The following is a 25,637-nucleotide window of genomic DNA, read 5'->3' as shown; positions in this document are numbered from 1 at the left end:
TACAACCTCGGCCCGGCTACGCAGCTCGGCGACAACCTCCGGCGACTCCCGCACCGCCCACCCATAGGGATAGGGACGACCTGCCTCATGCCCCCATCAGGACCATGACCATGCCGTAATCGTTAGCGGCGTCGCCACCAGAACGACGCATCCCTCGCTCGATCCACGTCATCTCCCAGCCGCCGTCCGGCCGCCGCTCGGCTTCGAAGTCCGGATCTGAGCGATACCCGAGCGCGGTCGCCGTAGCACCACCGCTATCCGCCCACGGCCGCCAACCGAGGGCGACAAACGCATCGACCAATCCGTGCGGCGTCCACGGCGCCGGAAACCGCAGATCCATCGCGATCCGCAGCACCGTGTCGGAGGGATAGGGCTGCCACCGCCTGGCCAACATCTCGTACTCCCGCTCGAGGACATCGCCGAGCGCAAACTGCGTCAACTCGACTCGTGATCCTTCGCGGAGGTGAGCAACGTAGACCATCAACATCCGTACAAACGTACGAGCCTGATCCTGATTCGCGAACGGAGGCACCGGAATCGCGTCGACCGGCGTCAGCTCGTTTGCCGAGAATGCCATGCGCCGCTCCTACCTAGTTACCCGCACCAACAGCGAAACCCGCTGAAGGAATTCGAACTCTACCGACCGTCATCTTCGGCTCGCGTGCGCCAGTATTCGGCCTCATCCAGATCTCCACGTTCACGGAGCAACCGACTCAGGGCGTCCATTGCGCGAGGATGATTTCCGCCGGCAGCCCAGCGGAACCAGCATTCGGCATCGTCTGTTTCACCGCGTTCGGCGTGCATCGCGCCGAGGTCGACCATCGCCTCGAGGTGACCCGCGTACGCGATCTGGCGGTACCAGAATTCGGCCTCGTGATTCTCGAACCGTCCGGCGCGCATGATGCCCAGGTTGACCATCGCGTATGGGTGGCCGGTGGCGGCAGCCTGGCGTAACCAGTACTCAGCGCTCCGTATCGCGCCGCGTTCGGCAAGAAAGAGGCCGAGCACGTTCATCGCCCAGGGGTCATCGACGTTCGCGGCCCGGCGGAACCAGACCTCCGCCTCCTGCGTCTCACCGCGCTCGGCGTGCAGGATGCCGAGGGTGCACATGGCGCGGGGATGATCGGCGGCGACTTGGCGGCGCCAGTACTCGTCCTCCGGTGTCTCACGACGTAATGCGAGCAGGATTCCCAGATCGGTCATCTTCGCGATTCCACTCGCGCGGATGTACACAGTGACCCGACGACCGATCGAATGCCCTTCGGATGCAACGTGATACCCGTTGCATCCGATTGCACATCGGCAACGTCAGTCCGTCCGGTTCGACCCGCGTGGTCCACGCGTCACATCCCGCAATCGTCTCTGTCCATGCCGACGCGGCCCCCGCCGACTTTGTGCGGCGGATACTTCGAATCGATCCCCGCCGGTTAACTCCCGAGACGGAGACTAGTACTCACTTTTGAGTATCGCAATACCTGATACATCCAGCTCCAGGCCGTTGGTGCCAGAAAACTTTGCGACGAACCGATGGGGTCGGCCGGGTTCGTCATGGATACGCTGGTCCGATGGCGAGAGAGGACGCGTTGAGTGCGGCGGCGCGCGAGCGGCTCAACGCCGCCGTTGCCCGCGCCATCCGGGATCGCCGAATCAAACGGGAGATGACCAGGGAGCAGGTCTACACCACCGCCGACCTGCCCCGCGCCACGTACGACCGGATCGAGAAGGGCGAGACGCTGCCGGACGTCGGCCGGCTCGAGGCGATCGCGCAGGCGCTCGACACAACGGCGGTCGGAATCATCAACGAGGCCAAGCGATCTCTCGAAGAGCCCACGGACAAACGCCGGGAGGAAACCTCCGCGCGGGCTGCCAGAATCTACGGCCGGATGTTGGGTTTGGAGTGACATTGCGCGACACAGCGTCCTGAATCGCGGCCATTCACTGCGGCTTTCGGCATCCTGTGCGCTGTCTTGATCATCGGCGCACCGCCGGTCGACGAATACATCGACCGATGGTCGTTGCGGACGTTCGGCAGCGCGATCGCCATCCTCATCGCTGTACTGCTGACGGTCGGCGCGTACTGCTTCTACGCCACGATCTCTTTCGACATCATCGTCAGCAATCGCCGCTTCAGGTATTGCATCCCCATCGCGTGGATGCTCGCTACGGCAGTGCTCCTCACCTGCTGGTTCACCGGCGACGCCAGAGCGACAGAGGCGACCGACCCGCTCGGACTCCCTGACCTGCCGAGCCGAATCTTCACTCTCACCTACGCCGCCATCATGGCGATCGCCGCTCCTACCACGATGATCGCCACCTGGAAAGCACTGCAACGCAAAGACCTTCGCCTCCGTCTCCGCCACGCCGCCTGGGCACTGTTCGTCGCCGCGGGATGCACCATCGGCTCGCAGCATCCCTGACCCTCAACGCTCTCGTCCTGCACCTACCGCTGACGACGGTCGAACTGATCGAGCGGGCGTGGTGGCTGTCGTCCTTTCTGAGCGTGGCCGTCGCAGGGCTGTAGGGTCCGTGGGCGCTGACATGCGCGTGACGATCCGGACAGAACGGCGTGTGAGGATCTTTCGCCGACTTTTAGTCGACTCCAAGGGTCTGATACGAGTTCGGCCCCTGACCGGAGTGGGTAAACTCCTGGTCAGGGGCCGTTCAGGCTCCCCCATCTGGACTCGAACCAGAAACCTGCCGATTGTGAGTAGGGGGTGTTTCTGAGTTCTCAAGAGTTCTCAATACTGCCCGTGAGCTGCGTCTATAGGAAGAACCTGGCCCCCAACAAGTCCCGTTGAAGCCGGTCAATTCCCGCTGAAAACGTGTCGTTTCCGTGTCGCTAGTCGAGTGACCGACAAGGGCCTGCTGCTGCACCGTCAGATTAGCAGCACCTACAATTCGAGGCTCGCGTTGCCGCTACGCGAGGCGGCCCGAGCTCGACCAACGTGGTCCCACTCCCCAAGGCAACCTTCGGCGTGTTTCAGAGCGACACGCTCAGATCCCTGGACATATAGCAACAGGCACGCAAACTTCCAAGTCCGCGTGGTGACTGCGGTCGAACCATTGTGCTGGGATGCCGCCGAGTCATGTGCATGTGGTCGTGTCCCGAGGGGGACATACGCGCTAACGCGCAAATCCACATGTGGAAACGGTGAACGAGCCGAGCTTGCGTTGAGAGGCTTAACGTTATAAGCCAAGCCTTCTCGACTCCCATCGAGTGCGACCAAAATATAGGGGATCGGCGGACCAGCAACTCCTTCGACGGCTGATCGTTGCGGCGCCACCCGCCTCATGACGAGAATTTCTGCTGCAGAACGTGATTCGACTAATCTCTGGTGTATCTCTCAGTTATCTTGATCAGCAGAAGTCATTCGAGGACGCAGGGGGGTCTGATGCCTGACATCAACCGTGAGCGGCGTCGGGGCTGGGTGGAGCGGAGTCTCGCCGAGATCTCGTCGCTAACTGCTGGCCAGCGCCGATTTCTGTCCATTCCGATGATGGAGCATCGCTGGCACGTGCTCATCGATCGCGCGCCCACTCGGCAGGATCGGGCATCGGCTTTCGCGATCGGCCCAACCGGCGTATACGCGCTGGTATTCACCGAACGAGTCCCCGAACGCCAGGCCCTTCGCGCCATCCGCAAGCACGCGGAGGAGATATTCGCCGGCCTAGCGTTCGGGCGCAGTCAGTACGTGCCGCACATGCTAGAGATCCTGCTGCTCATGCCAAGAGCGGTAGCTACCGAGGCACACGACCCATTCACTTCCGTGGACGAGTTCACGTTAAGGAAGACGCTACTCAGCGGCGATAACACGTTGCCACTCAAGTGGATTCGCGAAGTCTCCGCGACGGTCGCGGGTCGGGGCAACCGCTACGAGTGGCTCAGCAGTGACGACGCACCGGTCGCGGAATCCATTGTGTCCGAATCGCTTTTCGGCGTCACTGAACTGCAGGAGGATGAACGCGGCAAGATGCTCGGCCGTCCGTTCAAGGAGTGGATGACCTTCCTCGACCCTGATCAGATCGGCTTGGTAAACATCAATTTCACGGGCCCAGCCCGCTTCAGTGGACCCGCAGGCACCGGGAAGACTGTGGTGGTATTGCACCGGATGGCCCGATTCGTCAAGGCGAACCCCGGTCGTGTGCTGTTCACCAGCTTCGTGAAAACCCTTCCGACGTACCATGAATCGGCGTTCCGACGACTCGCTCCGCAGGCCGTTGACCGGGCCGAGTTCATCGGCCTACACGCCTGGACCATACGGTTCCTCAAGAAACGAAAAGTCCCGTACGCTCTCGCCGACGACGATGCCCACGAGGATGCGTTCGCTCGCGCATGGACCACGGCCCGGCATGTGCTCGGTGAAATCCGTGATACGGACTACCAGTATTGGAAGGACGAGGTCGATCGGGTCATCAAGGGGCGCGGGCTGCCGGACCTCGAGGCATACAAGAAGGTCGCCCGTTCCGGCCGCGAGGGCGTGGGGCTTGGGCCGAAGCGTCGTGAGGACGTGTGGACGCTGTTCTATGAGCCGTACCAGTCGCGACTCAAGGAACGGGGAATCGATGACTTCAACGACGTAATCGGCAAGGCGATTAACGAGCTTCGTGATCGCCCGCTGGACGACACCGAAGACTTCGCCATGGTCGCGGTCGACGAGGTGCAGGACTTCACCCTGATGCAGCTGATGTTGGTCCACCAGATCGCCGGCGGGCAGCAGGATGCTCAGCTGCTACTGGTCGGCGATGGTCAGCAGCAGGTATACGCGGGCGGCTGGAAACTATCCGACGCTGGTATCCCGCTGCCCGGTGGCCGCGGGCGAGTGTTGAGGAAGAATTACCGCAATCGCGAAGCCGTCCTGCAGTTTGCGCAGCGGGTAGAGGCCGCCAACACCGTCGACGACCTCGATGGCGGGCCCGGATTTGTCCTACGCGACAGCGAAACCATTCTCCCCGGAGGCAAAGCGATCGAGAAGTCGATACGCCGTGCGGCAGTAGGCGACGAGCTCGTCCGCGCGCTCAATGAATTCGGCTACACCTCGTCTGATACCGCCGTAATCGTGGGCAGTCGACGAGATGCCGTCCGCTATCAGCACGTCCTAGAATGCGCCGGACTGTCGGTACTGTCACTCGACAAATACGACGGCACCCAGCACGAGGCCATTAAAGTCGGTACCGTCCATCGAGCAAAGGGCATGGACTTCGCCGCCGTCTTCCACATCACAGAGAAGTCGGAAACGCCGCTCAATGAACTCACCGGCGGTGCCCGTGACCGGGCGGAACTTGCCGCCCGGCAGACCATGGTGGCACTGACCCGAGCTCGCGACTTCGTCTGGGTAGGTGTGATCGAAGACTGACTATCTCGTCCTGCCAGGCAAGCGTTGGGCGGCACCCATATCCGCGGAATCTGTACTCCCACAGACGTCTTGCCGATACGGACCTACAGGATTGCACGAGGCCCACAAACCGCCATCCTACAAACCCCTTCTCGCTACGACTCCTGAGCTCCGCACCGAAATACCGCTCTATATTCTTGCCGTCAAAGGTACAGGTTGGCCAGGTTCGCAACCCGCTTCGTCCAAATAGCTACCCCGCCAGACTTCACCTGGTCGACCAGTTCGTACCGTTCACCCTGCTGCGCTAGCGGAAATAGCGCAGCGAAGGAGGCGCCCCGCGCCGTAAAATTCACACCTTACGAGTGAGGAGTGAACGGTGACAAACGCGGCGAAGCCGGACTTCGAGCAGAACCTGGTGGACTTCAGGTCTGCGAGGTTCACCCAACTTCGGCCGGGTCAGCGCCAGGTCCTCGCCGCCTACGCGGACCAGCACCTCGACACTGCAGATCTGGCCATAGAGATGCCCACAGGCGAGGGTAAGACGCTGCTGGCCCTGCTGATCGCCGATCATGCCCTCAGCCGCGGTTGGTCGGTGGCCTACCTGACTGGTACCCGCCAGCTCGCCGAGCGGGTAGAGGAGGAAGCCGAAGATCTGGATCTAGACGTCGTCCGCTTCGCCGCGAAGGACTACGGCGGTGCGAAGCTCGACGACTACCACCAAGCTCAGGCCGTCGGCGTGATGAACTACTGGGTCTACTTCAACAGCGATCCGAAGGTTGGAGCCGCTGACCTGGTCATCTTCGACGATGCCCACCTTGCCGAGCAGTCTCTCAGCGGGCTGCAGACCTTGCGCGTCCTTGACAAGCCCGGCCTCGGCCGCCAGCTCTTTCGAACGATCTGCGAGCTGGTGGTAGCGCACACCGACGCCTACCCCGGTCTACACGCAATGCTGGACGGGACCGCCCGACCTGGCACCCCTCCCGAACTGCTGTCCTTCAGAGATTGGGACGCGATCGTGGGCTCAACACGCGACGCTATCGCGGCATCGCCACTCGTCACGGACCGTGACCTCAAGGACGATATGCTATACGTCTGGCCAACCGTCCGCGATCACCTCACCCAGTGCGGCGTCCTCATCGGCCCATCCGGTATCGAGATCGGCCCCTACCATCCACCAACCACGCTAAACCCCCAGTACAGCCGTGCCAAGCAGCGGATCTACCTGTCAGCCACCCTCGGCTCGATGGACGACCTCCAGCGCCGAGTTGGAGGCGGACCGGTCACCCGTCTCACCACTGCCACCCCACTGCCGCCTGGGGCGACGGGCGAGCGGCTGCTGGTGCTCAACCCTAGTGCCGAACACCCCTTCAGCCAGAATGTGCTCGGCTGGGCCCTTGCTCAAACTCAGGCAGCCGGCGGCCGTGCCGCCTGGTTGTGCGCCAGCCACGCCGAAGCCGATACTCTCCAGAAGACTCTCACCGCTTACGGACAGCCGATATACCGCCTTCGCCCTGGGGACGACTCGATGGTCGACACCTGGGGGCGCGTCACCAACGGACACTTGATCACCGCCGGTCGCTACGACGGGTTAGACCTCGCGGGCGACCTGTGCAAACTGGTCATCATCACCACTGTCCCGCAGGCAAGCAGTGAGTTCGAACGATTCGTCGTCGCCTACCTCGGCGACGCCAGTTTCATGCGCCACCGGGTCGGCCAGCGAGTCACCCAAGCATTGGGTCGCGCCAACCGTGAAGAGACCGACCGCTCCCTCTACCTCGGACTCGACCCTAGCTTCGCGCAGATGCTCGCCGACCCTGCAGTCCGCAAGTCGATCCCTGCAGGCACCGAACCCACCATCCGCACGGCGCTGGAGATCTACGACCAAGGTTGGGAGGGCACTCTTCTCGCCTGCACCTCGTTCTGGCAACCAGCCATACCAGCTTCGACCTCTGCACCGACGAGCCCTCGCCGCAAGGCGAGGCCCGGCCGCAACATTGGCGGAAGCAGCCATGTCTCCAGCGCCGACGCGGAAGTCTCTGCGGTGACCGACTTATGGCTCAGCGACCACGCGGGGGCAGCCAAGAAAGCGAGGGAAGCCGCCGCTCAACTGGCCAAGGCAGGGGAGACCGAACACGCCGCGTTCTGGCGCTACGTGGAGGCCCACGCCCACTTCGATCGCGGACGCCCCCAAGACCTAGCCGCCGCGCGCAAGGCACTCGAGGAGGCCACCGCTGGTGGACCGCGCACTACTTGGTTCCGCCGGCTGGGCCGTACCGTCGCAGACCTTGAAGGCTACGAACAGACCGCCGACGACACCGACAGGTTCTTTCTCGCATGGGACGAGTGGCGACGTGAAACCGGTACCCGGCTTGATCGCGTCCTTTCCGAGGGACGGGCCTTGCTCACTGGCAGCCATGACCAACAGTGTGAAGCCCTGACCAGGCTCGCTCGCCTGGTGGGGGCCAACGGAGAACGCCCACCCAAGACCGAACAGAGCGCCACGGACTGCCGATGGACCTGGTCCACCGTCAAGCGCGCCGAACGCCGCGTCTGGGAGGTGAAGACCGTCCCGAAGGGAGAGCCGAAGCCACTCATCCGTGGAGATGTGAACCAACTACTCGGCCAGATCGAGGTCGAAACTCGGCGATCGGCGAAGACTCGTGTATGCGGCTGCTTGCTGACCCCGGCCACTACCACGAAGGACGACGCTGCCGAGGCCGCGCACGACAAGATCGTGTTGGTAAACCACAGTGCTGCCGTCCGCCTCTACGACATGCTGGCCGACCGCCTTCGCCAGTACGACGCCCTCTGCGGCGACAATCATGCCGAAGCACGTGGTGAAGCTCGCACGCGGATCGAGGCGCTCCTGCCTCAAGAGGACGGCTGGCTGGGCAAGCTGCTTGCACCCTCTCGCGGGCGGGTCGTCACAGCATACGACGTCGCTGCCATCTTCCCATCAACATGAGATGACAAATCCAGTGGGGTCTCCTGTCTCCGGACACGCCTCGGGATTCGGACTCAGCTACAACATCTTCCGACACGCTCGTAGATCATCTTGGAAACCACCGCGTACGCCAGATCAAGAGCGATGCCCCTATCGTCTGCGAGCAACTCCATCAGCGACTTCACAACTAGCAGCGTCACCAGCAGCACCACGTTCCGGTGGACAACGGTGCACAGTTCGAGTCGCTCGAGATACACCGGGATCAATACCCCATCGGCTGTAGACCAGGCGTCGATGAGTACCAGACTTTCCAAGATGAGCTCAGCGCCCGAGCCCTTAGCTGAATCGCCGGCAAACCCGGGGGTGGCACGCTTCGCCGCCACTCGGAGAAGGTTGTCGCGCCCGTCGCGAGAAGCGAAACAAGACAAGACTGTCACTGCCAGAAACAAGGCGGTGTAGAGATCGACCGGCTCGTCATGCAGGTGGCCAATGATCTCTTCTCGCGGACGCGGCATGATCGCGAGCAGGCGCTGCAACTTCATGGGATCGGCTGAGATCTCGACGATCGGTCGCTCGGAACGCAGGCGGTCAGGTTCATCGATACCGAGCTGTTCCTCCAGCTCATTGGCTATACCGATCAGCTTGCTCCACAGCGGCACGGTCGGACTGCGAAGCAGCCGTCGAGAACAATGGTTCATGATCGTATCGCTCACCACGGCATGGGTCTCGGGCCTAAGCCGATCGAAATTGATCTCGAACAGCCCGGTGTTGCCGACAGCGGTAACCATCGCCGCTGCCTGGGCGAACTTCGCGTCGGCGGTGACCAGCACCGGCATCCGCGGAACCGTGATCCCTTCGAACCGATCCACCGAGCGAAGCATTGACATATAGGACAGCAGACTCATGTCCCATCCGCCCGAACGGGAATTCTTCGCAAGAGAGGATCCATCCAGTTTGAACAGACCCGAACGCACCGTCCGTGCCACCTCGAGCGTACCGAATTCGGCGTAGAACAACATAATCCATGTCAAGGGGATGTAATTGATCTTCGTCTCGAGGCGCCGACCGAGCTCGAGGAGCAGCGTGCGCGAGGTCTCAGCGTCACGACAATTCGGTCGGTCCTCGCACACCAGCCGCCACAGCAGGATCGCAATGTAGTTGGGCAGAAAGAGGTTACCGGCTAGATCCTGCGCGTGATCGACAGCCGACGTGATATCGGGCAGCTTCACCAGCATTCGATCTTGCAGTGGAGTGCCATCGAATGGATCAACGCCGCAGTCGGTAGTCGCGGCCCGAAACAGCGCCGCAGATGATGCAAGCCGCCGAGCAAGGCTGTAGGACGACACGGAGTACCCATCGAACCCTGCACCTTCTACGGCCCCGACGTAACAGTTGAACTCCGCATCTCCCGATCGTGCCCAATCGCAAAGATTTCGGAGCCGACGATGCTGAATGTCGTTCTCTACAAAACCTTTTCGCATCACGGACTCCGCGATCGACACGACGTTGTTGTCCACTATCAGCTCGACATGAGTATTGCTGACCGAGCCTCGATACGCCTGGCCGACGAGGTGAAACTGTTCCCTCGGTGCGCCCTTGCCCTCCTTCTCCGCCATACGCTCCCTTTCCGAGCTCGTAGTGCCTCAAGGGGGAATTGTCACCACGCGACATGAGCATTGTCATCTGAATTGCCGCATACCACGAGGTCAGGAAACAATTCGCCCCCGAGTTCCGGGGTGTACCTGGCAGTCGCGAGACCATCCAGTGAGCAGGCTGAGTGGTCAGGGCCCGGATTCGCGCCAACGGCGCGACACGACGTAATCATCCCATGACATGTAGAGTTTCTCCGGCCCATCGACGCTGACGCAGTCGGGACGAGCGCGACCGCGCCCAAGTTCCGGAGGATTGCCAGCGGTCACCCGTAGTATTCAGGACAGTCGGGTAACGAGGGTGGGCTTCACGCGCGAATTGTGGTGAGCGGCTTGGGGTCAGGAAGGATGAGAGTTCGTGCGTGAGGATTCGCTACGCTGGGAGCAGATCAACCCCAGCGCCTTCGCTCACGAGCGGGATGGCCTGCATGAGCTGGCCAAATACCTGCCTGACGAGGACCCATTCCATGTATGGCCGAACGTCGAGTTCGTCGCCACCGACGGCTCGATCAATGAGGTCGATGCACTCATCCTCGTACCTCGCGGTCTATTCGTCGTCGAGCTGAAGCACTGGCAAGGCGACCTCATGGGCGACGGGACCCAATGGGTTCGCCGCATGCCCAAGGGGCGACTCGTTCCGGTCGACAACCCTTACATCCTGGCTAACCGGAAGGCTAAGCGCCTTGCCAGCCTGATCAACTTCTACGCCCGCAAAGCAGGCAAGCAGACACGAAGTCCGTTCGTGGGTGCCGCCGTCTTCGTGCATGCCCACAACATGGTCTCCTCGTTAGACGAAATCGGCCGCCAGCACACGTTTGGCCTGGACGGTGGCACTTCCAACCTGCCCAGCTTCAAGGAGTTCCTCCTTGACCGGCCCACAAACGCTCAGCTCATCAATGCGAAGCGCGGGCGCGAGATCGTCGATCTGGTTCGGGGAGCGAAGATCCGGCCATCGGTTGCGGATCGACGTATCGGACAGCTGATCCTTCATCCAAAGCCATTCGCGGAAGGCATTGGCTGGCAGGACTTCCTGGCTGGTCATGCTATGGACACCGCGCTCGTGCGACGGGTCCGCTTCTACCTGACCAGTCGGGCCGATGAGGAGGAGCTGCCGGTCATCAAGCGGGCAGCCGAGCGGGAATTCCGTTTGCTGCAAGGGATCCACCATCCCGGTATCGCGCACCCGGTGGATCTGGTCGACCATGCCTTCGGCCCAGCGGTGATCTTCGAGTACACCGTCGAGTCGCAGCGCCTGGAAAGCTGGCTCAATCAACGCCAGAACCAGACGCTGGCTCAGAAGCTGCAGCTGATTCAGGATCTCGCCGAGATCGTCGACTACGCACACTCGCGGCGGCTGTCGCACCGGGCATTACACCCGAACGCGGTCTTCGTCACCGAGAAGGAACGCGCGCACCCCGCGTTGGTGATCACCGACTGGCAGACCGGTGGTCGGCTCGCCGGATCGACGCAGCTCACCAAGCTCGGCTCGTCGAGCAATGGCACCGGGCTCGAGCTGTTCTTCGACGACGAAGTGCGCCGCTTTCAGGCCCCGGAGTTCGTCACCAACGCGCATGTGCCTGGCGTACAACTCGACGTGTTCGCGCTCGGTGCGATCGCCTACCGGATCTTCGCCGGGGTCGCCCCGGCCGAGAATGCCGAGCAGCTGGTCGCAGCAGTCACCAACCAGGGGCTGAACCTTGCCGCAGTAGTGGACGGCATGCCCGCTGGCCTGGTGGACCTGATCTATGACGCCACCCACGGCGACCCGAAGCAGCGTCTGTCCAGCGTCCGAGACTTCCTGCGTGGACTGGACGCGGTATGGGACGAGCTCACCACACCAGAACCCGAGCCAGTGACCGATCCGCTCGAGGCGAAGAAGGGTGATCTCCTCGATGGTGGCCTGACCGTTGTGCGGCGCCTCGGCTCCGGTTCGACGGCAGTCGCGCTACTGGTCAACCGGGATGGCCGCGAGCTGGTTCTCAAAGTAGCTCGCGATGAGCAGCATTCCCAGCGGCTCGAGGCTGAAGCGGCAGTGCTGGGCAAGCTCAAGCACTGGCAGGTCGCCGCCCTGATTGAGGGGCCGGTGACCGTTGGCGGCAGAACCGCGCTGTTGCTGGAGAGCGCCGGCCCACGGACAGTGGTCGAAGAACTCCAGGAGGGTCGCCTGGCGCTGGACCTGCTCGAGCGCTACGGCCGCGACCTGTTCGACATCGTCGATTTCCTCGACGGCCAGGGCGTGTGGCATCGCGACATCAAGCCGGCGAACCTGGCCGCACGTCCTCGCCCCAAGGACAAGCAGCTTCACCTGTGCGCGTTCGATTTCTCACTCGCCGCAGTCCCAGCCACCCAGCTCAACGCAGGCACACCGACCTACCTCGATCCATTCCTCGGCGAGCCGAGGCGGAAGGTATACGACGCGGCGGCCGAGCGCTTCGCGGTCGCCGTGACCTTGTACGAGATGGCTACCGGCGCCCTTCCGCGGTGGGGTGAAAACGCCAATCCCGCTGCGGTGACGGATGAGGTAACCCTCGAACCATCCGCCTTCGATTCGGCGGTCGCCGACCGCATGGTGACGTTCTTCGCCCGTGCGCTGTCACGCGATGTGGCCAAACGATTCGACACTGTCGAGGAGATGGCCGATGCCTGGCGCGGGATCTTCCGCGCCATCCCCGACACCAAACCTGATCCGTCGAAGGTCGGGCCTGTCACGGCCGAGCTCACCCGGACCTCTCCCTTGGAGGCCACCGAACTCACCGCGCGTGCGCGCTCCGCGCTCGAACGTCTCGGCGTGCACACCGTCGGCGAGCTACTGGACTACGAACCCTCGGCCCTCACCCGTGCCCGTGGTGTTCCCAACGCCACCCGCAAGGAAATCCTGGACCAGACCCGGACGCTGCGGGTGCGACTCGAACCTGCACGGGAGACGTTCCCGGAGGCCGCTGCCGAGGAGCAGGTGCCCCACGGCATCGAAGCAGTATGCGCGACGCTGCTGCCCAACCGCACGAGTCGAAACGCCAAGGAATGGACCGCGATGCAGGTGGTCCTCGGCCAGGCCACTACCGAGGACGGCGTATTTCTGCGCTGGCCGTCACAGGCCGAGGCTGCCCGCGCCACCGATCAGAGTCAACCCCAGATCTCCATCTGGCTGCGCAAGTACGTCAAGAAGTGGGTCGGAAGTACCGCCCTTATGCAGATCCGCGACGAGATCGTCGCACTGTTGGATGCTCGCGGCGCCGTGATGAGCGCCGCCGAGTTGGCGGAGGCGCTGGCCGCGGCCCGAGGTTCATACACTTCGGGACCCGCTCGACTCCCCCAGGCGATCGGGCTGGTCCGCGCGGCCATCGAGACCGAGCTGTCCACCGGTGGCGACTCCCGCGTCGCCATCCGCAGGTTCCGTAGCTCCGACACCGTCTTGGTCGGCCGCGAGCCAGACGACCCTGCCGCAGTTACCACTGCCGCCGATCTACTCCAGTTCGCCGTGTCCTTAGGGCAGTGCGCAACGCGTTTGTGCACGTCAGACCCGCTGCCGTCGCGACAGCGTGCCGTCGACGACCTGCGCGACATCGCCCCGCCGGATGGCATGCCGCCGCTCAGCGACCAACGTCTGCTCCAGCTGGCCGCAGTTTCGAGCAACGCCGAGGCCGCCGTCAGCGCGCAGGGGCAGTTGTATCCAGTGGGTATGCCGGCCGAGCGCGCTCTGAAGCTTTCTGCCGGTGCACTGTTCGGCAAGCGCATGGCCGTCGAGGAAGTACGTGGACGAGTGCACGCGCGGTTCCCCGACGCCGAGCCGCTGCCAGGTAGACCCGCACTTGACAAGCTGCTGGAGCAGTGCGGCCTGCGCTGGGACTCCGACGCCAAGGCATACGCCCCACCGACGCTGCAGTCATCGGTGACCTCGACCCGGATGCCTACCACATTGGGCCGGTTGACTGGCCCGACCGAAGTAGCGAAGGTCGATACCGCGCTTGCCGCCGTCATCGATCGCCGCGGATTCCTCGCAGTCCTGGCTCGCCTGAGCGCTGTGGACCACGCTCGCCGGGTCTTGCTCGCGAGACACAACCTCACCGAGGTCAACGTCACCGCGATCACGCTCGACCAGTTGCGTGCCCTCGGATACCCGTGGGAGGCGATTGTCGCCGCAGACAACGGTGAAGCCGGCAATGCGGACTTCCGCGGCCTCACCGAGCTCGTGCAGCATCATGTCCTCCCGGCCATCGCCGAGCAGCTTGAGACCGAGGCGCCAGTACTGATCACCGAGGCCGCCCCCCTGGCCCGCTACGGCCAGCTGCAGTTGCTACAGCAACTCGCCGACCCAACTCGCCCCCGACCCGCTGCCCGGCTACTGCTAGTACCCGCACGCCGCCCCGAACCTGCCATGCTGGACCAAGTCCAATTGCCGCTGACCTCCCCGAGCACCCAGTCGCTGTGGCTGCCGCAGGAGTGGATCGAACCGACCGCCGAAAGGGCCGCCCGCTAGATGATCGAGTTGAAGGCGCTGCAAGGCCAGGTCAAGAACCTGGTCGAAGACCTGCGCACGCAAGTCGCCGCCAAGGACGACCTGCGCACTGAGCTGCGGCAGGAATACGCCGACGCGAGGTCCGCCGAACGCATCGGCGTCACCTTCGAAACCTGGCTCGAGGACGTGCTCGACCAGGCTGCGGTGGCCTGGGTACTCGGTTGTGTGTTCGTGCGGTTCTGCGAAGACAACCGCCTGGTCGACAAGCTCTGGATCGGCGGTCCGGACGACGACGCGTCTACCGAACGAGCGATGCGAGCGATGCAGCAGTACATCATCGCCAATCCGATACACAACGACCGGCATTGGCTGCGTCAGGCTTTCGAGCATTTGCAAGGCTTACGAGCGACCAGCAAGATATTCGACAAACACAACCCGGTGTGGCGATTCGACATCTCCGCCGAGGCTAGCGAGGCTCTGTCGGACTTTTTCCGCCGCGGTGCGGGGTTCCGGTCGTTGTTGTCGGAGGATATGGATACCCGGTTCCTAGGCGATCTGTATCAGGAACTGTCGGTTCATGCGCAGAAGAAGTTTGCACTCAAGCAAACCCCGGAGTTCGTCGAGGAATTCATCCTCGACCGCACCTTCGCGCCGGCACTGAAGGAATTCAGTTTGGCTGAAATGTCGGTTATCGATCCGACCTGTGGATCAGGACATTTCCTGCTCGGCGCATTCCACCGGCTGCTGGATCTGTGGATGGAACGCGAACCCGCGACCTCAGTCGACGCCCTAGTGGAGCGAGCACTAGGGCAAGTAACTGGAGTGGACATCAATCCGGTTGCGGTGGCTATCGCTCGTTTCCGGCTAGTAATCGCTGCATTGCGGGCTACAGGACGCAAAAACCTCAATAGCACGTATCCGGTGCGAGTGGCGACCGGTGATTCGTTGCTGCATTGGGGAAAGGAATCCGGCAGCCATCAGGGCGATCTCCTCGCTGCCCTCGACGAACGACCCGAATTCGCCTATTACGGCGAGGACGGCGACCTGCTCGCTGAATATCTCCGGCCCGGAACCTACACCGTAGTTGTCGGGAACCCGCCGTACATCACGGTCAAAGATAAAGTGCTCAACGAGCGTTACCGCCACGACTATTCTGCCTGTTCCGGAAAATATGCCCTCGCCGTACCTTTCGCGCAGCGCTTCTTCGAACTAGCGAGACGGGGGGATCATGACGGTGATAGGTCAGGTTACGTGGGACAGATCACTGCAAACTCGTTCATGAAGCGAGAGTTCGGCAAGAAACTAATCGACGACTATTTTGCGTATGAGGTCGAGCTGACCGAGGTGATCGACACGTCGGGGGCATATATACCCGGCCACGGCACGCCGACAGTGATCCTTGTTGGCATCAACCGTTCGGTCAGCGACCGCTACAGTCGTTCGATTCGCGCGATTCTCGGAGTGCGTGGCGAACCAGCCCAGCCTAGGGACGCCGCTCAGGGCCACGTGTGGTCAGCAATAGTGAAACAGATCGACGAGCCGGGTTCCGAGTCGGAGTGGATCGGTGCGGTAGACCTCAATCGTGATGCGCTCAAGACCCATCCGTGGAGCTTAAGCGGCGGAGGCGCTTCCGAGTTGCTTGCAGTCCTTGATCAGGCAAAGCAACGGCTCTGCACTCGGATTCAGGGAGCCATCGGGTTCGCCAGCTTCCCTGGTCAGGATGAGGCATTCTTGGCGCCAGAACAGTGGTTCCTCCGACATGGACTCAGCGACACGGTTCACCGTAGGCTAATTGCCGGAGAACTAGTTCGTGACTGGGACGTACTGCGCGGCGATCATGCGATCGTGCCTTATGGTGAAGATTTAAAACCGCTCCCTTTCGAAATAGATGCACCGTGGGCTCGGCATCTGTGGACCGTGCGGGCATCTATTGGTTCAACAACAGGGTTTTCCGGTCAGCAACGCTCTGAAACGAATGAGCCTTGGTGGGTTTGGTATCGATGGATTCCTGAGCGTTACCGCATTCCGCTGTCGATAACCTTCGCGGAAGTTGTCACACACAACCACTTCGTACTAGATCGAGGCGGGAAGGTCTTCAACCGCTCGGCGCCGGTTATCAAGCTGCCGGAGGGGGCAACGGACGACGATCACTTGGAGCTGCTCGGGTTGCTCAACAGTTCGACTGCATGCTTCTGGCTTCGACAGGTCTGCGGATCCAAGGGTGGAAGTGGAATTGGCCGTGGAATTCAACCCGAGAGCTGGATGGAGAGATTCAACTTCACGTCAACCAACGTGGAGAGGTTCCCGCTGACTACCAAGCGTCCACTGACGCTGAGTCGGGATATATATCGAATGGCACAGGATCTCGCTACCTCTACTCCTTCGGCGGTAGCAACTGCTGGGGTGCCGACCCGCGAGAACCTATATAGTGCTCGCTCCAAATATGAGGCCATCCGCAAGAATATGATTACGGTACAGGAAGAGCTTGACTGGCAGGTGTATGGACTCTATGGGCTTATTGCTGACGACCTGACTGCTGTGAAACCACCGGCGCTTAAGCTCGGCGAGCGGGCGTTCGAGATCGTTCTTGCGCGCAAAATAGCGGCCGGTGTGGTCGAGTCACAGTGGTTCGCCAGGCATAACTCGGCCCCCATCATAGACCTACCTGATCACTGGCCCTTCGAGTACAAGGTATTGGTGGAAAAGCGGATTGCCGCGATCGAGTCCGATCGCAGTATCGGGTTGATCGAACGGCCAGAATGCAAGCGACGGTGGACGACTGAGAGCTGGGATGCGATGCAGGCCACTGCTCTGAGTGAATGGCTAATGGGGCGGCTTGAGGCATCTGAGCTGTGGGGAGGCAATCCGACCCTGCTGTCGGTGGCGCAGCTTGCCGATCGGGTACGCCACGACGAAGAATTCCGGTCCGTGCTGGACCTGTGGATTGGCACGGACCAGCATGACTTGGTGAAGACATTGAGCAAGCTAGTCGAAGATGAGCTCGTGCCGTTTCTGCCTGCCGGCCGGTACAAGCCCTCAGGCCTGCGAAAGCGGGCCCAATGGGAGCGTGCGTGGGCGCTACAGCGTCGGATGGACGCTGGCGAGAAGGTCGAGATTGACGTGCCTCCGAAGTACTCCAAAGATGACTTCACGAAACTGAGCTACTGGGCCAACCGCGGGAAGTTGGATGTGCCGAAGGAGCGCTTCATCTCCTACCCGCAAATGGGTCGGGACGGGGACAACACCGAGCTACTCGGATGGGCAGGCTGGGATCACTTGGCGCAGGCCCAGGCGCTGGCCGGGGTCTACCTTGACCGTAAGACTCAAGGCGGCTGGCCTGCAGAACGATTGTTGCCGATGCTGGCGGGGCTAGCAGAGCTTGAACCATGGTTGCGTCAGTGGCACTGCAAACCAACATCCAGTTTCCCCGGTTCCCCGGCAGAGTTCTTCACCGGGCTGATTGACACCGAACTGGCAGGTCTCGGCGCTGACCGGCATGCGCTGACCGAGCTGCGTGGCGTAGAGGAACTGGCATGACGCTGCTACGGGACCTGATCACAATCCCCACCTCGGTGAGCGACGGAGACTTCGTCGTGAAGGCGTCCGAGGGTGCGGATCTGGCGAATTACGTTGTAACCGAGCAGTTGCGGGACGACTTCGGTGACGCGCTGCGCATGGTAGGGCATGCGGTGACGACTGGTCGTTCACAAGCGGCGTATCTGCATGGGTCGTTCGGTTCGGGTAAGTCGCATTTCATGTCCGTGCTGCGAGAGATCCTGCAGCACAACAACCAAGCGCGGGCGATTCCGGGATTGGCGGCGCCGATCGCGGAAGCCGATTCCTGGTTGCCGGGCCGCAAGGTGTTGTGCCTGACGTTCCACCTGCTCGGTGCACAGTCGGTCGAGCAGGCGTTGCTGGAGGGCTACCTCAACCAGATCACGGCGCTGCACCCGGAGGCGCCGCCGCCGGCGGTGCATCGCTCGGATCGGATGCTGGCCGATGCAGCAACGCTGCGTCAGACCATGACCGACGAGAAGTTCTTCGAGGTGCTGGGGAACGGCGGACAGCCGGGCTCGGCGGGGGCGGGCCTGGCGTCGATGATGGCGCAGCGTCAGGGGTGGACTGCACAGAGCTACGACGCGGCAGCGGCTGCAGCACCCGGCACGAAAGAACGCGACAGCCTCGTCAGCGCGCTGACGACGGCGTTCTACACCGGCGCGGTGCGCAGCGGCGAGTACCTGGACCTGGACACCGGGTTGCAGGTCGTCACCCGACATGCGAAGAGCCTCGGCTACGACGTAGCCGTGCTGTTCCTCGACGAGTTGATCCTCTGGCTGTCCACCAGAATGTCCGACATCACCTTCGTCAATACCGAGGGCGCGAAGCTCAACAAGCTGGTCGAGTCCTCGGACGCGGCGCGGCCGTTGCCTCTGGTGTCGTTCATCGCCAAACAGCGCAACCTGGAGGAGTTCCTCGGACCACAGGTAGGCGGCACCGAGCGTGAGGTGCTCGCCGACGTGATGCGCAGCGGCCAGGGACGATTCGACGAAATCGTGCTGGCAGACACCAACCTGCCAGAGATCACCGAAGGTCGGCTGTTGCGTCCGGGCACGGAGACAGTGCCGAAGGACGAGGCGCGCCGGATCATCGACGAAGCGTTCGAGGCGGTGCGCGGCAACCGTGAGGTGTGGGACATCCTGCTGTCGGGTGCGCAGTATGGCGATGCGGGCATCGGCTCGGATCGAGCCACCTTCCGGCGGCTGTATCCGTTCTCCCCCGCACTGGTGGCGACCTTGGTCGCGCTGTCGCAGGCATTGCAGCGTGAGCGCACGGCACTGCGGGTGATGACCGAGCTGCTGGTGGAGCGGCGGAATACGTTGCAGGTCAACGATGTCATCGGTGTGGCGGCGCTGTTCGATCCACTCGTGTTGCATGGTGCACTGCCCGATCGGCCTCAGCTTAAGCAACAATTCCAGGCAGCCCGCGACACTTACCGGCAGAAACTGCGTCCATTGTTGTTGGCACTCAATGGGATCACCGAGGAGATGGCGGCCGGCCACGAGCAGTTCCAGCTCGACGACCGGTTGGTGCGAACACTGATGATTGGGGCGTTGGTGCCGGAAGTGCCTGCGCTGCACAACTTGACGGCCTCGCGCCTGCACGCGCTGAACTTCGGCAGCATCAGCGCGCCGATTCCCGGCTACGAGAACCAGACCATCATCAGCCGGTTGAGCAAGCTCGCTGACGACGCGGGCGAACTGCACAAGACCGACGGACCCGACCCGGTCTTCTCGTTGAAACTGTCGGCGGTCGACTACGACAAGCTGCTCGAATTGGTGCCACACAACGAAACCGCGACGGGTGTGCTGCAGCAGCTGGTTCGCGACATGGTCTGTGTCGAGCTCGGGGTGGGCAGCTCGGAGGGCACCTTCGGCGAGCTCGCGCACATGAAGGAGTGGCGCGGTCGCCGGCACCAGATCACCGTCAAGTTCGGAAACGTGCGTGATCGCGAGACGATGCCCGACGCGACCCTCTACACGGAGGGTGAAACGTGGCGGGTGATCATCGACTACCCCTTCGACAACGGCGGCAACCGGCGCGACGACCTGGCCCGCATCGAGGGGTTGGAGCGCGACAAGAACACGGTCTTCTGGCTGCCGTACTTCCTTTCGGACGACTTGATGGTCCGGCTGGGACAACTCGTGAAGATCAACTACCTGCTGGGCAGTGGCGGTACCGGGGACCGGCTGACCACGTTGGCCGCGGACTGGTCGATCGCCGACCGTCAACAGGGCAAGATCTATCTCCAGCAGCGTCAGCAGCACTTGAAATCCTCGCTGCTCGACACCTTGAAGCTCGCGTACGGCGTGGTCAAGCCGAGGCAGTCGGATACGGCCGTGGAACTCGACACCGGCCCGGTGCTGGTCTCGTTGCGAGAGGCGTTGCCACTCGGTGATCCTCGCGGCGGAACGGTGAAGGCAGCGTTCGACAACCTCACGTCGGACCTACTGGACTGGTCATTCCCCGGCACCCCGTGCCTTCCGGTGGCGGAAAAGCCGGTGACGAAAGGCGAACTGAACAAGGTGTTGGGCTTCGCCCGCGCCGCGGCCGCCGACGAGGCACGCCGGGCGAAGGTGGAAGGGAGCACGGACCAGAAGACGGTGCAGCGCATCTGCAACAACCTGCAGTTGGGCGAGATCGTCGAGAATCAGTACGTGTTGAATGCCACGACGTGTTGGTGGAGCACCCATCTCGTTCGGGAAGCCGCCAAAGACGGGTACACCGAGCAATTCCCGGTCCAGGTGCTGCGGCCATTGCTGGACAAGCCGTCGCCGCGCGGGTTCGAACGCGACCTGCAGAACCTGATCCTGGCGGTGTTCGCTCACGAACAGCAGCTCGCTTGGTACCAGCACGACGGCAAGATCGACATCCAGGCGGTGCAGCAAATCACCGACTCGATGATGCTCAAGCGCCCACCCATGCCCGAACAGGACATATGGGATCGGGCGGTGCGCCGGGCCAAGCCCATCTTCGGGATACAGCTGGCGGAATACCGCACCCCCGCGACGCTCGAGGATTTCGGAACGAAGATCCGGAGCGTGGCAAAGGTACACGTGACGGCCACCGACTTGCTGGTCACCGAATTGACCGAGCACGCCGGTGTGCTGGGCCTGGACACCGAGGCACGATCCGGGCGGCTGGCCACCGCGCGCCGAGTCGCGAAACTGCTGCGCGAGATTGCATCCGAGACCGACGATGCCGTGCTGGTGGGCATGGTGGCAGACGCCGAGGTTGGTGAGATCGAAGACTTAGTCGCAGGAACATCCTTCAAACAGTCGGATCAGGTGAAGGTGGCCCTGGCAGGCACGCAATGGGATCTGCTCGATGCGGCGGCACGGCGGGCGAGCCATGACGGGGGCGCCAAGCTCGTCATCGATGAGTTGCGCGCCGCGGCCGGCTACGAGCAGAGCGTGTGCGACCTGGCCGCAGCGCTGAAGAATGCGGTGAGTGCCGCCGCCGCGCTGCTCGTGAAGCCCGTGCCGCCACCGGCCCCACCACCGGCTGCGGTGTCCAAGGGCGATCCCACGTCCACGCGATTGCCGACGCGGCAGCAACGCGACGTCGCCGACACGTCGGCAATCGCAGCGGTGATGGCCGAAATCGAAAACGAAGTGACCGCCGGCCACAACGTGCGGATTTCGTGGGAGGTCATCGGTGATTCGTGAGCCTGTGCAACCGGCCACGATCCGCCGCAAGGTGGAAGCGTGGCTGTCTGAGGGCGACAGTCAGATGGCGCTCGCGCTGCGCGCGACCCCCGTGTGGGACGACGAGCCGATCCTGACAGTCGGGGAGAACGCGAACGCGGCGCGAGTGGTGCCGTGCCCCACGCCGATCGCGGTCCGCGCTGCGCTACATGATCGCCGCGAGGGTGAAAGGCTGGTGCTGCTCACCGAACTCACCGATCTCGAGCTCGGCGATGGCCTGCTGGCCCACCTCAGTCGCGGTCAGATCCGCAGCGTCGACCGCTGGGATCTCGTGCGACAGATGTTCAAGCTCACCAACTTGGACCCGACCATCGTCAGCTCGACGATGGGCGGCGGCGGGTGGATCGCGGATGCACTTGCGCAGTACCAGCCCCGCGAGGGTTGGCCCCCGCCACCAGGCACCGTCTTGACTCGCGACCATGTCCTCCGTTGCTTGTCTGCGCAGCTGCTCGGTCTGGATCGTGGCCGTCTGGATAGCGCCGGTCTGCTGCAATGGACTACCGACGCGCACAGCCTATTGCAGTTCAGTCACCTGCCCTCGGACGTGCTGAACGGGATTACCGGCTACCTCACCGAGATTGCCGGCCCTGCAGTGGCATCAATTATGGCGGCAGTGCGTTCCGGTCACGGCGTTGATGCAATACCGCTCGGCTTACTTGCCGCGGCGCTGTGGCCCGTTCCGAACGGCGCCCCTGTGAGCACTGACGTGATTATCGCTCGCACCCGGCTCGAGCCGTACTTCGGCGGAGAACGCCTGACCGACGAGCAGGCGTACGCCTTCCGTGTAGCCGCCGAAGCGTGGGTGGACCGAGCACTCGACTCCGACCGAGATGCCGGCTTGCTGCGCGAGGTTCATCGGGTCTTCAACCGCGCCGAAGACCTGGCCAAAAAGGTCGATGCGGCCAGGTTGCTTACCGCCTCAGATCTGTTGCCCCTGGGTTTCACCCACCGTCTGCATGCCTTTACGGCATCCATTCGGCGGGCGCTACCGACCAAGGGACGGGTATCGGCTGAGGCGGTGCTGTCAGCGCAGCACGCTCTGGAGGCGGTGGAACGACACCGGGGGGCGGACAACCAATCTCGGGTCGACACCGCCAGAATGGCCCTTCGACTGTTGCGCTGGTTGTCCACGCCTGAGCCTGCCGCGCCGCAAACCCTGCTCAAGGCCGTGTGGCGCCAGGTCCGGGAGGACGGTTGGGTGGATCGCGCCCGGCTCGACCTCTTTGTCGGCGACACCGATCCGAACGTCGCGCAGGCATACCGCCAGCTCTACCACGCGGTTGACCAGCGGCGAGCGCTCCACGATCACCAGTTCGCGAACCTGCTCGCCACGAGCACGGCTGCGGAATCCGAGCCCGGCACGTTGCTGCGCGTGGAGGATGTCCTGGATCGGGTCGTTGCACCGATACTGGAGCGCCATCCGGTGCTGCTGTTGGTGATGGACGGCATGAGCGTGGCCGCGGCGACGGAACTCGTCGAGTCGGTGACTCGGTCGGGATCCTGGCTCGAACTCACGCCGGACGGTGGAGCACGTACCGGCGTTCTCGCAGCCTTGCCCAGCGTCACCGAGGTCAGCCGATGCAGCCTGTTCTCCGGGCGGATCGCCGTCGGTAAGGCCAAGGCCGAGCGTGCTGCGTTCACTCAGCGCTTCCCGAAGGGAATGCTGTTGCATAAGGGTTCGCTGCGCGCCGGTGCCGGATCCGCGCTGGATTTCGATGTTGTCGAAGCAGTCGCCAACAGGAATGTTCCGTTGGTCGCAGCGGTGGTCAATACCATCGACGACGCGCTGGATCGTAGTGAACCGGACACGATCGTGTGGGGTCAGGAGAATATCGCCGCAGTGCGTGCGCTGCTGGAAGTAGCTCAGGATCGCGTTGTAGTGCTGGTCTCCGACCACGGGCATGTCCTTGATCGCGGACCTGATTCCGTCACGCGCACCTCACCTTCGAGCGAGAACCGGTGGCGGCCTTCGAATCCCCCTGCGGGCGAAGGGGAAATCGCCGTACACGGCTCGCGCGTGGGCTTGGGCAATAGCAGCGTCGTACTCCCGTGGCGCGAGGAACTGCGGTATGGCCCACGGAAGTCCGGCTACCACGGCGGCGCGTCGCCCGCGGAGGTTGTCATTCCGCTGATCGTGCTCAGTGCCGGCGACGACCAGGCAGTCCCGGGTTGGGGGGGTGCTCCGGTGGCCAGCCCGGACTGGTGGCGTGAGGCTCTGACGGGCGCGACGGCCGTGGCAGCGGCTCCGGTAGCACCGCGACGGCCGACTCCGAAATCGGACCAGGACCTCACCCTCTTCGACGAGAGTCCAGCACCAACTTCGGCACCGGAAAAGTCGCCGAAGCCGAAGCACCCTGCTCTGGTGGAAGCATTGCTCGCCAGCGAGATCTATCGCCAACGACAAGGCACCCGAGCGCCGCTGCCCAACGAGCGCGTCGCAGCGCTGCTGACGGTGTTGTTGGCTGGGGGTGGACGAGCCACCCTGGACACCATGGCTGCTCACGCGGGCGTGCCCGCACACCGCATCGGTGGCACCGTCACTGCCCTGCGCAAATTGCTGCAGGTTGAAGGCTATCCGGTGCTGGATATCGATGCGGACGGCCAAACGGTCAAGCTAGACACGGCGTTGCTTATTGAGCAGTTCGATTTGGAACAGGCGTGACAGCGGACGTGTCGGCGCGCCGCCGGCAGGACATCATCGAGGCGCTGCGCCGGGGCGCGGTGCCGATGAACGGGCTTGACGTGCTGGCGGTCGGTCTCGACCGCTTCACCAATGCGATGGACGCAGACCTCGACCGGGTTGCCTCCGGCAGCAGCGTATTCAAAGCGGTCCGAGGCGAATATGGCGCGGGCAAGACATTCTTCACCCGGTGGCTGGCTGAACGCGCCAAACGGCGTGGCTTCGCCGTCTCCGAAGTACAGATCTCCGAGACCGAGACTCCGCTGCATCGTATGGAAACTGTTTATCGGCGACTGGTCGAGCAACTGTCCGCCGAGCAGTTCCCGCCCAGTGCCCTGCGACCGATTCTCGACGGTTGGATCTTCGCGCTCGAGGAAGATGTACTCGCTGACGGTTCGATCGACGAGGAGGACGCCGAGGCGCTCGATGCCGCAGTCGGCGAACTGCTGGAACTGCGGCTGGCCGAGATATCTCGTAGCACACCAGGTTTCGCGGCAGCGCTGCGTGCTTACCGCACCGCCAACGCTGACGGTGATCACGCCACCGCCGACGGCCTCGCGGCCTGGTTGGGCGGGCAACCGCACGTTGCGGCGGCAATCCGCCGGTACGCCGGGGTCAAGGGGGATCTGGACCATTTCGGGGCGATGAGCTCCCTGCAGGGCCTGCTCACCGTGCTACGTGACAGTGGCCACGCAGGGCTACTGCTGGTGCTCGACGAGGTCGAAACGCTGCAGCGAGTTCGTTCCGACGCACGCGACAAGGCGCTCAACGCCCTGCGGCAGCTTGTCGACGATGTCTACTCCGGACGGTTCCCCGGGCTGTACCTGGTGATCACAGGCACGCCGGCGTTCTACGACGGACAGCAGGGTGTGCAGCGGCTCGCGCCATTGGCCCAGCGGCTGGCCACCGACTTTGGACCTGATCCGCGTTGGGACAACCCACGCGCCACCCAAGTCCGATTGCCCGGCTTCACCATCGACGCCCTCGTCGAGCTCGGCGGTAAAGTTACTGAATTGTATGCCGCGGCCTACGATTGCCCGCGTGTGACCGCAGTGGTCGATGCGGATTACATCGCTGAGTTGGCGCGGGCGGTCACCGGCAAGCTCGGCGGGCAGGTCGGCGTAGCGCCGCGTGTCTTCCTCAAGAAGTTGGTCTCCGATGTGCTGGATCGGGTGGAGCAATACGACGACTGGGATCCGCGCGAACATTATGCGCTGACCCTGCGCAGTGATGAGCTCACGGACGTCGAACGCAACGCCGCTACCTCGGCCGACGACATCGACTTGCAGCTGTGACGCTGGACAGGCTCG

Annotated in this window: 12 protein-coding genes; 9 read left to right on the top strand and 3 right to left on the bottom strand. The window is 63.0% G+C overall.

Annotated features, from left to right (window positions below; genetic code table 11):
- Positions 1-85: 85 nt before the first annotated feature.
- Together AB0M22_RS19855 and AB0M22_RS19850 are read right to left on the bottom strand one after the other, a co-directional pair.
- Positions 86-577 (bottom strand): hypothetical protein, encoded by a 492-nt coding sequence (locus AB0M22_RS19855; RefSeq protein WP_364728475.1) that lies wholly within the window; start codon positions 575-577, stop codon positions 86-88.
- A gap of 59 nt (positions 578-636) precedes the next feature.
- Positions 637-1,203, bottom strand: coding sequence for a tetratricopeptide repeat protein (locus AB0M22_RS19850; protein WP_364728473.1), 567 nt, complete (start codon positions 1,201-1,203; stop codon positions 637-639).
- A gap of 362 nt (positions 1,204-1,565) precedes the next feature.
- On the opposite strand from AB0M22_RS19850, the gene AB0M22_RS19845 reads away from it, so the two are divergent.
- The 4 genes from AB0M22_RS19845 (at position 1,566) to AB0M22_RS19830 (ending at position 8,298) form a co-directional block, all read left to right on the top strand.
- A complete protein-coding gene (locus AB0M22_RS19845; protein WP_364728470.1) occupies positions 1,566-1,901 on the top strand; it encodes a helix-turn-helix transcriptional regulator in 336 nt (111 codons plus the stop codon).
- Positions 1,902-1,967: 66 nt separating this feature from the next.
- On the top strand, positions 1,968-2,417 hold the full coding sequence (locus AB0M22_RS19840) for a hypothetical protein (RefSeq protein ID WP_364728467.1): 450 nt from the start codon (positions 1,968-1,970) through the stop codon (positions 2,415-2,417).
- Between the two features lie 975 nt (positions 2,418-3,392).
- Positions 3,393-5,354: a UvrD-helicase domain-containing protein gene (locus AB0M22_RS19835; RefSeq protein WP_364728464.1), complete on the top strand. Its 1,962-nt coding sequence runs from the start codon at positions 3,393-3,395 to the stop codon at positions 5,352-5,354.
- 355 nt (positions 5,355-5,709) lie between these two features.
- A complete protein-coding gene (locus AB0M22_RS19830) occupies positions 5,710-8,298 on the top strand; it encodes a DEAD/DEAH box helicase family protein (RefSeq protein WP_364728461.1) in 2,589 nt (862 codons plus the stop codon).
- 53 nt (positions 8,299-8,351) lie between these two features.
- On the opposite strand, the gene AB0M22_RS19825 is transcribed toward AB0M22_RS19830, so the two are convergent.
- The gene (locus AB0M22_RS19825; RefSeq protein WP_364728459.1) at positions 8,352-9,893 is read right to left on the bottom strand and encodes a hypothetical protein; all 1,542 of its coding nucleotides are present in this window, start codon (positions 9,891-9,893) and stop codon (positions 8,352-8,354) included.
- Positions 9,894-10,284: 391 nt separating this feature from the next.
- Between AB0M22_RS19825 and pglW the strand changes: the two genes are divergently transcribed.
- From pglW to brxD, 5 genes are read left to right on the top strand one after another with little or no spacing between them, the layout of a single operon-like run.
- Positions 10,285-14,403 carry a BREX system serine/threonine kinase PglW gene (gene pglW, locus AB0M22_RS19820; protein ID WP_364728456.1) on the top strand — a complete coding sequence of 1,373 codons (4,119 nt, stop codon included), beginning with the start codon at positions 10,285-10,287 and terminating at the stop codon, positions 14,401-14,403.
- Positions 14,404-17,919, top strand: coding sequence for a BREX-2 system adenine-specific DNA-methyltransferase PglX (pglX, locus tag AB0M22_RS19815; RefSeq protein WP_364728453.1), 3,516 nt, complete (start codon positions 14,404-14,406; stop codon positions 17,917-17,919). It abuts the gene before it with no gap.
- The gene (locus AB0M22_RS19810) at positions 17,916-21,608 is read left to right on the top strand and encodes a hypothetical protein (protein ID WP_364728450.1); all 3,693 of its coding nucleotides are present in this window, start codon (positions 17,916-17,918) and stop codon (positions 21,606-21,608) included. Before pglX ends, AB0M22_RS19810 begins: the two co-directional genes overlap by 4 nt.
- A complete protein-coding gene (gene pglZ, locus AB0M22_RS19805; protein ID WP_364728448.1) occupies positions 21,598-24,309 on the top strand; it encodes a BREX-2 system phosphatase PglZ in 2,712 nt (903 codons plus the stop codon). Before AB0M22_RS19810 ends, pglZ begins: the two co-directional genes overlap by 11 nt.
- Positions 24,306-25,622, top strand: a complete 1,317-nt coding sequence (brxD, locus tag AB0M22_RS19800; protein ID WP_364728445.1) for a BREX system ATP-binding protein BrxD — start codon at positions 24,306-24,308, stop codon at positions 25,620-25,622. The genes pglZ and brxD overlap by 4 nt, the downstream gene beginning before the upstream one ends.
- Positions 25,623-25,637: the final 15 nt, after the last annotated feature.

The organism is Nocardia sp. NPDC051756 (assembly GCF_040681495.1).
In the GTDB taxonomy this organism is placed as follows: Bacteria; Actinomycetota; Actinomycetes; order Mycobacteriales; family Mycobacteriaceae; genus Nocardia.
This window is presented reverse-complemented; position numbering and strand designations above follow the sequence as displayed.

Excerpts from the sequence above, each read along its gene's own strand:
- AB0M22_RS19855 (WP_364728475.1), bottom strand. The coding sequence starts at position 577 with ATGGCATTCTCGGCAAACGAGCTGACGCCGGTCGACGCGATTCCGGTG.
- AB0M22_RS19850 (WP_364728473.1), bottom strand. The coding sequence starts at position 1,203 with ATGACCGATCTGGGAATCCTGCTCGCATTACGTCGTGAGACACCGGAG.
- AB0M22_RS19845 (WP_364728470.1), top strand. The coding sequence starts at position 1,566 with ATGGCGAGAGAGGACGCGTTGAGTGCGGCGGCGCGCGAGCGGCTCAAC.
- AB0M22_RS19835 (WP_364728464.1), top strand. The coding sequence starts at position 3,393 with ATGCCTGACATCAACCGTGAGCGGCGTCGGGGCTGGGTGGAGCGGAGT.
- AB0M22_RS19825 (WP_364728459.1), bottom strand. The coding sequence starts at position 9,893 with ATGGCGGAGAAGGAGGGCAAGGGCGCACCGAGGGAACAGTTTCACCTC.
- pglX (WP_364728453.1), top strand. The coding sequence starts at position 14,404 with ATGATCGAGTTGAAGGCGCTGCAAGGCCAGGTCAAGAACCTGGTCGAA.
- AB0M22_RS19810 (WP_364728450.1), top strand. The coding sequence starts at position 17,916 with ATGACGCTGCTACGGGACCTGATCACAATCCCCACCTCGGTGAGCGAC.